Here is a 12327-nt window from a genome sequence, read left to right as displayed (position 1 = left end):
CCGCCATGGCCGTTCTTCCCATCGTCGAAATTCCCGACCCGCGTCTCCGCCTCGTTTCCAAGCCGGTCGAGGCGGTCACCGATGAAACCCGCGCCTTCGTCGCGGACATGCTCGATACGATGTACGATGCCCATGGCATCGGTCTTGCCGCGATCCAGGTCGGCGTCGACAGCCGCATCCTGGTCATCGACCTGCAGGAGGAAGAGGACGAGGAGGGCAAGCCGGTCCGCAAGCCCCATGCCTATATCAATCCCGAAATCCTATCCACCTCGGACGAACTGTCGACGTACAACGAGGGTTGCCTGTCGATCCCGGAGCAATATGCCGAGGTGAAGCGCCCGGCGCGGTGTCGCGTCCGCTGGCAGGACGAGACGGGGACGGCGCACGAGGAAGAGCTGGACGGCCTGCTCGCCACCTGCATGCAGCATGAGATCGACCATCTGAACGGCGTGCTGTTCATCGATCACATCAGCCGCCTGAAGCGCGATATGCTGCTCAAGAAGCTGAACAAGACGCGCAAGGCAGGCTGATCCAAAAACCGCTGTCCCCGTCCCGTCGTTCGATCTATGTTCTCGCTGGTCCGGCATGCTCCAACGCGGTTCGGCTGCGTGGAGAGTGTCCGGTCACCGTGACTTTTGAGACTTTTGGGGAATAGGCGTGGAGCAACTGGTCGTCGTGGCGATATTGGCGCTGGCTGTCGGGCTGCTTCTCGGCTGGCTGATTGCCGGTCGTCGCGCTGCCGGGATTGCCGCCGATCTCGCCGTCGCCGAGGCACGGGCACGGGACGCGGACCTCGTCCGGCAGGCGCGCGACGCGGTCGAGCGCGAACGCAACGACGCGATGCGGGATGCCGCGTCGCTGCGTGCGCAGAACGAAGAGCGCGCGGGGCTCGCCGATCGGCTCCATGCCGAACTCGCGGCAATCCGGACCGATCGCGATGCGGCCCGCGCGGAGATCGCCGGGCTGCGGGCGCAGACTGAGGCGTTCGAGGCGCGGCTGGTCGAATTGCGCGAGGCGAAGGAGGTGCTGTCCGCGCAGTTCGGCGAGGTGGCCAACCGCCTGCTTTCGGACGCGCAGAAGGCATTCCTCGAGCGCGCCGACGCGCGGTTTCGCCAGTCGGAGGAATCGGCCGGTCAGAACCTCAAGGCGCTGCTGCAGCCGGTCAACGAGCGCCTCGCACGCTATGAGGAGGGCGTCGCCAAGGTCGAGGCGGAGCGCCGCGACGCGTTCGGCGACCTCAAGGGACAGATCGAGCAGATGCGCCTCGGCCAGGAGCGTGTGTCGGGTGAGGCGGCCAAGCTGGTCAATGCGCTGCGCAATGCCCCCAAGGCGCGTGGTCGCTGGGGCGAGCAGCAGCTGCGCAACGTGCTCGAGACGTGCGGGCTCGCCGAGCATACCGATTTCGCCATGGAGGTCAGCGTTGCCGACGGCGACGGCGGCCGGCTCCGCCCCGACGCCATCGTCCGCGTTCCCGGCGGCAAGTCGCTGATTATCGATGCCAAGGTTTCGCTGAACGCCTATCAGGACGCCTTTGGCGCGGTGGACGAGGCGGAGCGTCAGATCGGCCTGGCCGCCCATGCGCAGTCGATGCGCGTCCACGTCAACGGCCTAGGCAACAAGGCCTATTGGTCGCAATTCGACGACACGCCCGAATATGTCATCATGTTCGTGCCGGGCGAGCATTTCCTCTCCGCAGCGCTGGAACATGATCCGACGCTGTGGGACTTTGCGTTCGACAAGCGCGTGCTCCTCGCGACGCCGACCAACCTGATCGCGATCGCCCGCACCGTGTCCGCGGTCTGGCGGCAGGAAAAGCTCGCGAGCCAGGCACGTGAGATCGGTGCCCTCGGCAAGGAATTGTACCAGCGCCTCGCGGTGATGGGGGGGCATGTCGCGCGGCTGGGCAAGAACCTCGATACCGCGATGGGGGCGTACAACGCCTTTGTCGGCAGCCTCGAGAGCCAGGTGCTCACCAGCGCAAAGCGCTTCGAGGCGCTGAACATCGATACCGGCGGTAAGGCGATCGACGCGCTTCCCGTCGGCGAACAGACCGCGCGGCCGCTGACGAAGCTGGTGCCGCTGTCGGACGAGGCTGCGTGACATGGCGAGGGGGCAGCGGCCGGCGCGGTTGCCGCCCCCGTTCCTGAAGCGCATCGCCTTCCGCCCCGACGTCGCGATCGATCGCCGCGCCTATCCCTTTTCGCTGCCTGTCCTGCGGGATGACGATTTTGAATTCACCTTCGAACAATCGGTGACGATCATCGTCGGCGAAAATGGAGTCGGCAAATCGACGCTGCTGGAGGCGGTGGCCGCGCTTGCGGGCTTCGATCAGGCGGGTGGCGGCCAGGGGTATAGGCCGCTCGATCATTCGCGTGCCGTCGAATGCAACGGCGACGCGCTTGCCTCGGTTCTGCGGGCGAGCTGGTTGCCGAAGGTCGGGCAGGGGTGGTTCTTCCGCGCGGAAAGCTTCTTCGCGGTTGCGCGTTATCTGGACGAGGCGGCACGCGACTCTAACGCCGCGCCGCCCGACTTCCTCTCCCATTCCCATGGCGAGGGTTTCCTTCGCTTCTTCGAAGAGCGCTGCGAGCGGCGGGGCATTTTTCTGTTCGACGAACCCGAATCGGCGCTGTCGCCGACGCGCCAGTTCGACTTCCTGAAACTGCTGCGACGCATGCAGCCCGGGGGCGAAACGCAGGTGATCATGGCGACGCATTCGCCGATCCTGATGGCCCTTCCCGGCGCGGACCTCGTCGGCATGACGCGTGGTGGGTTTGATCGCATGATCCTGGCGGAGACGCCGCATTACCGGTTGATTCGGGAATTCGCGCTGGATCCCGCCGGGACGATCGCCGCGATGCTCGACGAATAGCGCGCCATAACTTCGCTCAAGGCAAAAGGCTCCGCAGCTGCCGGATATTTTTGCCGCAACCGACGTTCTCGACGGTGACCAGTCAGCAATTCTGACGGTTTAGGAGAGCGATGTGAGCGGGATGCAGCGGGACACCGTCGTCATGGATCACGACGGCGAATTGGAGGGTCGCATCGTCGGCGACGTCATCGTCCGACGCGGTTGCAGAGTCAGGATCTCGGCGATGATAAGCGGCGACCTGCATGTCGAGCAGGGCGCGCAGGCCGAGGTATCGGGCCTCATCGCCGGGCGCGTGATGCAGGACGGCGGGCGCGTGCTCGTGACCGGGCTCGCCTGACCCGACGATTCAGCCGCCGCGCTGCTGCGCCAGCACCTCATAGGCCATGACCGCCGTCGCCACCGCGGCGTTCAGGCTGTCCGCCTTGCCCAGCATCGGAATCTTGACCAGCGTGTCGCACGCGGCGGCATAATCCGCGGGCATGCCCTGCGCCTCGTTGCCGGTCAGCAGGAAGGTTGGCGCGGCATAGACCGCGCGGCGATAATCCTGTTCCGTATCCAGGCTCAGTCCGACCAATTGTCCTGATCCCGCGCGCAGCCAGGCGAGGAACGGTGCCCATTCGCTGCGCACCACCTTCATGGTGAACAGCGCCCCCATGCTCGCGCGGACGGCCTCCACCGAAAAGGGATCGACGCATTCGCCGATCAGGATGAGCCCGCCCGCACCGACCGCGTCCCCGGTCCGCAGGATCGTGCCCAGGTTGCCGGGGTCGCGAAGGCGCTCCGCGACCAGCCAGATGCCCGATTCGGTACGGTCGAGATCGGACAGCGCCACGTCGAATTCGTCGAACACGCCGACCACCGCCTGGGGATTATCCTTGCCGCTCAGCTTCGACAGGATGTCCGGTGTGGTCTGGATCGACTCGCCGCCGGCCGCCTCCACCTCGACGGACAGGGCATGGACGAGCGGATGGCCCGCGCTCTGCACCGCATAGAAGAGCAGCCGGGGTATGCGCCCCGTCTCGCGCGCCTCCGTCAGGATGCGCAGGCCCTCGGCGAGAAACTGGCGCGCGGCGCGGCGATGGCGTTTGTCCCGCAGGTCCCGGACCCGCTTGACGAGGGGATTTGAAAAGGCGGTGATCTCTCGCGGCATGTCCGGGTCCCTCCCGCATCGGCGGGCGGGTCCGCAAGCTCAATCTTCGCCGAACTTCGCTTCGACCAGCTCGCAGAGCGCTGCGACCGCCTGATCCGCGCCGTCGCCCGCGGCGCTGATCGTGATCGAATCGCCCTTGGCCGCGCCCAGCATCATCAAGCCCATGATCGACGTGCCGGTGACGGCGCCATCGTCCTTGCGCACCTGCACCTCGCACGGTTGCGTTGAGGCAAGGGTGACGAACTTGGCGCTGGCGCGGGCATGCAGCCCGCGCTTGTTGGTAATCAGCACCGTGCGCTCCACCGCGCTCATGCGGCGGCCTCCCCCAAGACCTCGGACGCGACCGAGATATATTTGCGGCCAGCCTCGCGTGCCGCGGCAACCGCATCGACGACCTTCATCGACTTGCGCGCCGAACCCAGCCGGATCAGCATCGGCAGGTTCATGCCCGCGATGACCTCGACGCGTCCGCGTTCCATCAGCGAGATGGCGAGGTTCGACGGCGTACCGCCGAACAGGTCGGTCAGGAGGATCACGCCGCGACCGGCATCGACCGCTGCGATCGCCGCCGCGATGTCGGCGCGCCGCGTCTCCATGTCGTCGTCGGGGCCGATGGAGATCGTCGCGATCCGCTCCTGCGGACCAACGACGTGGACCATCGCCACGACGAATTCCTCGGCAAGCCGCCCATGGGTCACCAGTACAAGACCAATCATCTCAGACGTATTACTCATGCTTTGGCCGGTGGCCCTTCGAGCGAGTCCTGCGGCGCGGCCCCCAGGTCGCGATGCGTGATGGTGGGCGAAAAACCGTCCGCGCGCAACCGGCTGGCGAGCGTCTCCGCGACATGGACCGATCTGTGGCGTCCCCCGGTACAGCCGATCGCGACGGTGACATAGGCTTTTCCCTCCGCCCGATATCGAGGCAGCAGCAGCTTCAGCAGCCCCTCTATCCGGTCCATCGCCTCGGGATAGGCGGGATCCGCCGCGACATAGGCGGCGACGTCCGCGTCGAGCCCTGTCCCGGGGCGAAGCGCGGCGTTCCAATGCGGATTGCGCAGGAAACGCATGTCGAAGACGAGATCGGCGTTGCGCGGCAGCCCGCGGGCGAAACCGAAGGACAGGACGGAAAGCACGGGTTCGTCGTTGCCGGCGCGTGCGAACGTCTCGCGAATCTGCTGCGCCAGGGCGTGGCTGGACAGATTGGTCGTGTCGATCAGGCGATTCGACCAGTCGCGCAGCGGTGCGAGCAATTCGCGCTCCCGGCCGATGCCGTCGCTCGCCGGTCGATCCGGCGCGAGCGGATGGCGGCGCCGCGTTTCCGAATAGCGCCGCTCCAGCTCCGCGCCGGCGCAATCGAGGAACAACATGCCGATGTCGAGGTCGTGCACGTCCCGCAGCCTGCGGATACGCTCGACGATCCGCACGGGATCGAAGTCGCGCGTGCGGGTGCCGATGCCGATCGCGAGCGGTTGTCCGGCGTCGCCGGTCCCCTCGGTGAGCGGCGCGTCGAGCAGGCGGTCGAGCAGCAGCAGCGGCAGATTGTCGACGACCTCCCAGCCGATGTCCTCCAGCGTCTTCAGAACGGTCGACTTGCCCGCGCCGGAGAGGCCCGTGACGAGCAGGATGTCCTTGCGATCGGTCATGCCGGTGTCGCTTCGGGCTGGCGCAGCGCCATTTCGACCTTGATCGGGGTCGACGCGTGGTGCGGGTCGAGACTGATCTCGCGAACAGCGACGCCCGCGATCCGCCGAATTCGGCGTTCCGGCAAGCGGACCGGCTGCCCGTCCAGCCGCACGACCAGGCGGACCGGCAGGTCCTCGACGTGCGGCAAGGTTACGATGCCGACTCCGCGGACCTCCATCTTGCCGCGGATGGTGTCAGGTGCGCGCGCGACCAGATCGCCGTTCCGTCGGACCAGCAGCGTGTAATCGTCGCTGACCAGGACCGCGCCGCGGTCGATCAGCCTCAGCGCGAGATCCGACTTGCCCGCGCCGGACGGCCCTTCGAGAAGCACGGCGTGCCCATCGATGGCGACCGCGGTCGCGTGAAGCGTCTCCGACGAAAGGATGGCCATGCTCTTCGTTCAATCGCCTCTACTGAACCTCGGCGCCCGGCAAGCGGACGACGAATCGCGCGCCGCTCAGGCGATCCTCGCGCGATTCGACCGCGATCGTGCCCTGATGCGCCTCGACGATGGTGCGCGCAATGGCAAGGCCCAGTCCCGAATGCTGGCCGAACGCCTCGGTCGACGGCCGGATCGACTGGAAGCGCCGGAAGATCATGTCGCGCGCCTCCTGGGGGACGCCGGGGCCCTCGTCCTCGACGCGCACGACGATCATCGCATCCTGCCGGCCGGCCCAGATCGCGACCAGGCCCCCGTCGGGAGAGAAGGACAGGGCGTTGTCGATGAGATTGTCGAATACGCGCTCCAGCCGCGCGCCTTCGCCGTTCGCGACCAAGTCGCCCTCCGCGCGATCGAAGACCAGGCGCACGCCGTGCGCGAGCCCGCGTGCCTGACGCTGCGCGACCAGCCCTGCGATCATCGCACCGACGTCGACGGCCTCAAACTTGGCCCGGCTGAGCTGCGCGTCCAGCCGCGACGCTTCCGAAATGTCGGTGATCAGCCGGTCCAGCCGATGGACGTCGTCACGCACGATCGCGAGCAGTTGCTCCTGCAAGGCCGGGTCCTTGACATGGCCCAGCCCCTCGACCGCCGACCGCAGCGAGGCCAGCGGGTTCTTCAGCTCGTGCGTCACGTCCGCGGCAAAGGCTTCGGTGGCGTCGATCCGCGCCCGCAGCGCCAGGCTCATGTCGGACAGCGCGCGCGCCAGGCTGCCGATCTCGTCGCGTCGTGAGGGAAGGCGGGGAACGACGACCTCGCGCGCACGTCCCAGCCGGACTCGCACCGCGGCACGGGCAAGGCGCCGCAAGGGGCGCACGATCGTCCGCGCGAGGAACAGCGACAGCAGGATCGAGACCAGCGTCACGCCGGCCAGCACCAGGCTGAGGCGGAACCGCTCGATGCGCACCGTCTGGGTGATGTCGCGCGCGTTGACGGTGGTCATCACCGCCTGTCCCTGCGGCAACGGTGCGGCGGAGGTGATCACCGGCGTACGGTCCGGCGCACGCCAGACGCTGGTCGACACGACGTTGCGGGCGGTCGCGGCGACGTCCGGCCACTGCCGCCCATCGGTCCGTTCGCGGTACAGGGGCGCCCGGGCCGCGCCCACGACGGTGTCGATCACGGCATCGAGGAAACGTGCGACCGTCTGGTTCCAGGGCTGCTTGTCGGGATCGAGCAGCACGGCATTGCGGACGCCGAGCGCTCGGCTGTCCGCCACCGTCGCGCCGTTGCGGTCGAAGATGCGCAGGCGCGTGCCGGTGTCGCGCGACAGGCGTTCGATCAACGCGTCGCGCTGTGCCGGCTCCACCATCGCCAGCGACTCAGCGATCAGCTCCGATTCGCGGCTCGTCTGCGCGACGCGGCTGTCGACGATGCGGCTGCGGTAGGAATCGAGATAGAAGAAGCCGCCCGCGAGCAGCAGCAGCGCAACAATGTTGACGGCGAGGATACGCCGCGTGAGCGAGATGTGGCCGGACCAGCGGAGCGCGAGGTCGCGCCCTTCGCCGCCGTCACTCTTCGGAGAATCGGTATCCGGCGCCATAGAGCGTCTCGATCGCGTCGAATTCGGGGTCGACCTGGCGGAACTTGCGGCGCAGGCGCTTGATGTGGCTGTCGATCGTCCGGTCGTCGACGTAGATGTCGTCGTGATAGGCGGCGTCCATCAGCTGGTTGCGCGTCTTTACGATGCCGGGGCGCTGCGCGAGCGTCTCCAGGATCAGGAATTCCGTGACCGTCAGCGTCACCACGTCGCCGGCCCAGGTGGTGCGGTGCCGCGCCGGATCCATGCTCAGCCGTCCCCGCTCGATCGGCTGGGTCGGCTCCACGGTCTCGTTGCCGCTCTCCTGCGGCATCGCCAGGTCCGTCCGTCTCAAAATGGCACGGATCCGGGCGATCAGCAGCCGCTGGCTGAACGGCTTGGCAATATAGTCGTCCGCACCCATGGCGAGGCCGAGCGCCTCGTCCAGCTCGTCGTCCTTGCTGGTCAGGAAGATGACGGGGATCTGGCTCTTCTCGCGCAGTCGCCGCAGCAGCTCCAAACCGTCCATCCGCGGCATCTTGATGTCGAAGATCGCAAGGTCGGGGGGATTGTCGGTCAACGCCTTCAGCGCGGCCTCTCCGTCGCTATACACGCGGGTCAAAAAGCCCTCCGCCTGCAGCGCGATCGAGACGGAGGTCAGGATGTTGCGGTCGTCGTCGACCAGCGCGATCGTCGCGGTCATGCGGGGCAGGCCTTGCTGATCATCGCCTCCGCGGTACGTCAAAGCGGCGCCCGGCTCAACCGTATCGGACATGACGTTACGGAAACCGCCGGTTTGACGCCTGCGGTTTTGCTGCGTAAGCGGGAAGGTACAGGCCGGCGCGCGTACTTTCCCTCCCCAGGACGCGCGCGCAGGCGATTTTGACGTGGGAGGATGTTGCCTGTGAACGAGCGTATTCCGCACGCAGGTCTCGACCGGCAGGGTATCGAGACGCGCGCCGATCTCCATTGGAACATGGTCACCGCGAGGCTGGTCGAAGCCGCCGTCGCGCGCGGCGAGGGCAAGCTCAGCGCCGACGGGCCCCTGGTCGTGGAAACCGGCGCGCACACCGGCCGGTCCGCGCAGGACAAGTTCATCGTCCGCGATGCGGAGACCGACGCCACGGTCTGGTGGGGCAAGACCAACAAGGGCATGACCCCGGACGCGTTCGCAGCGCTGAAGGCCGATTTCCTGACCGCGCTGCGCGACAAGGAAAACCTGTTCGTGCAGGACCTGTACGGCGGGTCCCAGCCCGAGCACCGCGTGCGGGTGCGCGTCATCAACGAGCTCGCGTGGCACAACCTCTTCATCAGGACGATGCTGGTCCGCCCGGAGGAGCACGAGCTGAAGGGGTTCGAGCCGGAATATACGATCATCGACCTGCCCAGCTTCCGCGCCGATCCGGCCCGCCACGGCTGCCGCAGCGAAACCGTCATCGCGGTAAACTTCACCGAGAAGCTGATCCTGATCGGCGGGACCCGCTATGCCGGCGAGATGAAGAAGTCTGTGTTCGGCATCCTCAACTATCTGCTGCCGACGAGTGGCGTGATGCCGATGCATTGCTCGGCGAACATGGGCGCCGACGGATCGACCGCCGTGTTCTTCGGCCTGTCGGGCACGGGGAAGACGACGCTCTCCGCCGATCCGCAGCGCACCCTGATCGGTGACGACGAGCATGGCTGGTCTGATACCGCGGTCTTCAATTTCGAGGGCGGCTGCTATGCCAAGATGATCCGCCTGTCGCCGGAGGCCGAGCCCGAGATCTTCGCGACGACCAAGCGCTTCGGCACCGTGCTGGAGAATGTCGTGATGGACCCGGTCACGCGCCAGCTCGATCTGGACGACAACAGCCTCGCGGAAAACAGCCGCGGCGCCTATCCGATCGATTTCATCCCGAACGCGTCCGACGAGAATATGGGCGGCGTGCCGCGCAACATCGTGATGCTGACCGCGGATGCCTATGGCATCCTGCCGCCGATCGCAAAGCTGACGCCCGATCAGGCGATGTATCACTTCCTGTCCGGCTATACCGCGCGCGTCGCCGGTACGGAGATCGGCGTGACGGAACCGGACGCGACCTTCTCGACCTGCTTCGGCGCCCCCTTCATGCCGCGCCATCCCTCGATCTACGGCAATCTCCTGAAGGAGCGGATCGCCAAGGGCGGGGTCGATTGCTGGCTGGTCAATACCGGCTGGACGGGCGGCCAATATGGTGTCGGGCATCGCATGCCGATCAAGGCCACGCGAGCATTGCTCAACGCCGCGCTAGACGGGTCGCTGAAGGACGCCGAGTTCCGTACCGATCCGAACTTCGGGTTCAAGGTGCCGGTCGCGGTCCCGGGAGTCGACAGCGCGATCCTCGATCCGCGGGCGACCTGGGCGGACAAGGCCGCTTATGACGCCGCGGCGGCAAGGCTCGTCGATCTGTTCGTGGAGAATTTCGCGCAGTTCGCCGATCACGTCGACGACGGTGTACGCCAGGCTGCGCCCCGGAGCACCGAGGCGGCCTGATCCTCGGCGCCGCCTGCCGGTCGAAAACCGAAGCGCTGTTCCCCTTGGCCGGCACGAGGAGGGGAACGGTGCTTCGGCCCGCCCGTCGCGGCGGCGTACGCGCCGTCAGGCCTTGGCCTGATCGGGTGGCTGAAAGAACCGGTCGATGACCTCGCGCGCGAGGCGCGCCGGCTTCAGCGTCTCGGCGTCCAGGCAGCACCAGCTCGATTTCACTTCCGCCAGCACCTCTTCGCCGCGCCGGATGACGGTGTCGTAGAACGCGCGCGCGCCCTGCACCTTTTCGAGCAACACCGTGGCGATCACGTCATCGCCGAGGAAGGTCGGCTTGCGATAGGTGATCTCGTGCTTCAGCGCGACCCAAAGGTGGGTGGCGACCGCGTCGGCGGGCGCGAGCTTCTGCCAGTGGCTGACCACGGCTTCCTGCACCCACTTCAGATAGCTGGCGTTGTTGACGTGACCCATGAAGTCGATGTCGGCGGGGTCGACGCCGATCGGCACGTCGAAGGGGATGCTGTCGCTCACCCGTCTTATATAGCATCGCATTGATGGCAGCGCAGCGACAATCGGTTAGAATGCGCCAAGTGGAGGAATTGTCGATCAATCGGCCAGCGGTTCGACGATTGCGACGCCGTCGCGGATCGCGCTGATGCGGACGCGTGCGCCACGGTCCGCCGGGGCACCGCGCGCGGGCCAGCTGCCGTCGCCCACCCGTACGCGGCCGCCCTCCGCATCGACGCGCTGCTCGACGACCACCACCTGGCCGATCATGCGGGCGGCACGGTCGTTGAGCTGCGGATCGCTGGTTTCGACCGGATAGTCGCAATACCAGCGACGGCCTATCAGCACCGAAACGATGCTCCACGCGGCGAAGGCAGCGATCTGCACCGCGGCGGGCAACTCGGGCAGAGCCAGCAGGGTCAGCCCGACGATCCCGGCGGCGATCGCCAGGAAGACGGCGAACACGCCCGGGATAACCAGCTCGGCGAGCCCGAGGGCCAGCGCCGCGATCAGCCAAGCGCCCGCCGCTCCGCCGATCCCGTCGAGCGTCACGGCTTGGGCAGCTCGAAAGGTCCGCGCCGCGGCTCGGCGGACGCCGCCGCGGACGGCTTGCCCAAGGCCTCCTTGGCAAGTTCGCCGATGCCACCCAGCGTGCCGATCAAGTTGGTCGCCTCGACCGGGAACAGGATCGTCTTAGCGTTGGGACTGGTCGCGAACTTGCCGACGGCCTCGACATATTTCTGTGCGATGAAATAGTTTATCGCTTGCGTCGACCCACTCTCGATCGCGTCGGACACGACCTGCGTCGCCTTCGCCTCGGCCTCCGCCGCGCGCTCGCGCGCTTCCGCGTCGCGATAGGCAGACTCGCGCCGGCCTTCCGCCTCCAGGATGCGCGCCTGTTTCTGGCCCTCGGCCCGCAGGATCTCGCTGGCCCGCGTGCCCTCCGCCTCGAGGATGTTGGCGCGCTTCTCGCGCTCCGCCTTCATCTGGCGGCCCATGGCGGCGACGATGTCGGCCGGCGGGCGGATGTCCTTGATCTCGACGCGGGTGATCTTGACGCCCCACGGCACCGTCGCATGATCCACCACCGACAGGAGGCGCGCATTGATCTCGTCGCGCTTCGACAAGGTCTCGTCCAGGTCCATCGACCCCATCACGGTGCGCAGGTTCGTCGTCGTCAGCTGGAGCAGCGCGACGTACAGATCCGAAACCTCATAGGCGGCCTTTGCCGCGTCGAGCACCTGGAAGAAGACGACGCCGTCGGTCGAGATGATCGCGTTGTCCTTGGTGATGATCTCCTGTCCGGGGATATCGATCACCTGCTCCATCATGTTCACCTTGCGGCCGACGCGATAGAAGAACGCCGGGTAGAAGTTGAAGCCCGGCGCGGCGGTGGTGGTGTAGCGGCCGAAATGCTCGATCGTGTACTGGTAGCCCTGGCGCACGATCTTGATGCTGGTCATCAGGTAGAACAGCACCAGTGCCAAGGCGAATGCTGCGATGGTAATCCCCATGTCGGCCCTCCCCGGGATGCCGACTCACGCGCCGGTGCCCCATATCTCTATAGCACCCCGCGCGGCCGAACCGTAAGGCCATGTCGGTGACCCCCTAGCTAATCGGGCGGACCGCGGTTACATGGCCCGCCACTTCCCCAC

At 66.9% G+C, this 12327-nt stretch carries 15 protein-coding genes; 5 read left to right on the top strand and 10 right to left on the bottom strand.

From position 1 onward, the window contains the following. Window positions 1-5: 5 nt before the first annotated feature. The 4 genes from def to RF701_RS03640 all read left to right on the top strand — a co-directional run bounded on the left by def (window position 6) and on the right by RF701_RS03640 (window position 3206). On the top strand, window positions 6-530 hold the full coding sequence (def, locus tag RF701_RS03655) for a peptide deformylase (protein WP_210358567.1): 525 nt from the start codon (window positions 6-8) through the stop codon (window positions 528-530). 127 nt (window positions 531-657) lie between these two features. Further along, window positions 658-2100 carry a DNA recombination protein RmuC gene (gene rmuC / locus RF701_RS03650; RefSeq protein WP_308814114.1) on the top strand — a complete coding sequence of 481 codons (1443 nt, stop codon included), beginning with the start codon at window positions 658-660 and terminating at the stop codon, window positions 2098-2100. Between the two features lies 1 nt (window position 2101). Next, window positions 2102-2869, top strand: a complete 768-nt coding sequence (locus RF701_RS03645; RefSeq protein WP_308814113.1) for an AAA family ATPase — start codon at window positions 2102-2104, stop codon at window positions 2867-2869. A gap of 112 nt (window positions 2870-2981) precedes the next feature. Next, window positions 2982-3206, top strand: coding sequence for a hypothetical protein (locus RF701_RS03640; protein WP_374758588.1), 225 nt, complete (start codon window positions 2982-2984; stop codon window positions 3204-3206). A 9-nt stretch (window positions 3207-3215) separates the two neighbouring features. On the opposite strand, the gene RF701_RS03635 is transcribed toward RF701_RS03640, so the two are convergent. Genes RF701_RS03635 through RF701_RS03605 form a run of 7 tightly spaced genes read right to left on the bottom strand, consistent with a single transcriptional unit; the run spans window position 3216 to window position 8365 of the window. Then, the gene (locus RF701_RS03635; protein ID WP_210358570.1) at window positions 3216-4019 is read right to left on the bottom strand and encodes an RNA methyltransferase; all 804 of its coding nucleotides are present in this window, start codon (window positions 4017-4019) and stop codon (window positions 3216-3218) included. A 39-nt stretch (window positions 4020-4058) separates the two neighbouring features. Then, complete coding sequence (locus tag RF701_RS03630) at window positions 4059-4331, bottom strand: HPr family phosphocarrier protein (protein WP_203309990.1); 273 nt, start codon at window positions 4329-4331, stop codon at window positions 4059-4061. After that, complete coding sequence (locus tag RF701_RS03625) at window positions 4328-4735, bottom strand: PTS sugar transporter subunit IIA (protein WP_308815610.1); 408 nt, start codon at window positions 4733-4735, stop codon at window positions 4328-4330. Before RF701_RS03625 ends, RF701_RS03630 begins: the two co-directional genes overlap by 4 nt. A 14-nt stretch (window positions 4736-4749) precedes the next feature. Further along, on the bottom strand, window positions 4750-5664 hold the full coding sequence (gene rapZ, locus RF701_RS03620; protein WP_203309989.1) for an RNase adapter RapZ: 915 nt from the start codon (window positions 5662-5664) through the stop codon (window positions 4750-4752). After that, entirely contained in the window at window positions 5661-6095 is a 435-nt protein-coding gene (locus RF701_RS03615; protein WP_210358571.1) for an HPr kinase/phosphorylase, read from the bottom strand. The genes rapZ and RF701_RS03615 overlap by 4 nt, the downstream gene beginning before the upstream one ends. A 19-nt stretch (window positions 6096-6114) precedes the next feature. Beyond that, window positions 6115-7686, bottom strand: a complete 1572-nt coding sequence (locus RF701_RS03610; RefSeq protein WP_203309987.1) for a stimulus-sensing domain-containing protein — start codon at window positions 7684-7686, stop codon at window positions 6115-6117. Then, complete coding sequence (locus RF701_RS03605) at window positions 7655-8365, bottom strand: response regulator transcription factor (protein ID WP_210358573.1); 711 nt, start codon at window positions 8363-8365, stop codon at window positions 7655-7657. Before RF701_RS03605 ends, RF701_RS03610 begins: the two co-directional genes overlap by 32 nt. Window positions 8366-8557: 192 nt before the next feature. Between RF701_RS03605 and RF701_RS03600 the strand changes: the two genes are divergently transcribed. Continuing rightward, a complete protein-coding gene (locus RF701_RS03600) occupies window positions 8558-10174 on the top strand; it encodes a phosphoenolpyruvate carboxykinase (RefSeq protein WP_374758587.1) in 1617 nt (538 codons plus the stop codon). 105 nt (window positions 10175-10279) lie between these two features. Here the strand turns inward: RF701_RS03600 and RF701_RS03595 are convergent, their stop codons facing one another. The 3 genes from RF701_RS03595 to RF701_RS03585 all read right to left on the bottom strand — a co-directional run bounded on the left by RF701_RS03595 (window position 10280) and on the right by RF701_RS03585 (window position 12186). Beyond that, window positions 10280-10696: a thioesterase family protein gene (locus RF701_RS03595; RefSeq protein ID WP_308814111.1), complete on the bottom strand. Its 417-nt coding sequence runs from the start codon at window positions 10694-10696 to the stop codon at window positions 10280-10282. Between the two features lie 75 nt (window positions 10697-10771). Beyond that, window positions 10772-11224, bottom strand: a complete 453-nt coding sequence (locus RF701_RS03590; RefSeq protein ID WP_308814110.1) for an NfeD family protein — start codon at window positions 11222-11224, stop codon at window positions 10772-10774. Next, window positions 11221-12186: an SPFH domain-containing protein gene (locus RF701_RS03585; RefSeq protein WP_308814109.1), complete on the bottom strand. Its 966-nt coding sequence runs from the start codon at window positions 12184-12186 to the stop codon at window positions 11221-11223. Before RF701_RS03585 ends, RF701_RS03590 begins: the two co-directional genes overlap by 4 nt. Window positions 12187-12327 lie beyond the last annotated feature (141 nt).

The organism is Sphingomonas sp. GV3, from assembly GCF_031082075.1.
GTDB classification, from domain to species: domain Bacteria; phylum Pseudomonadota; class Alphaproteobacteria; order Sphingomonadales; family Sphingomonadaceae; genus Sphingomonas; species Sphingomonas beigongshangi.
The sequence above is the reverse complement of the archived record's forward strand: the minus strand, read 5'-3'. Positions and strand labels throughout refer to the sequence as shown.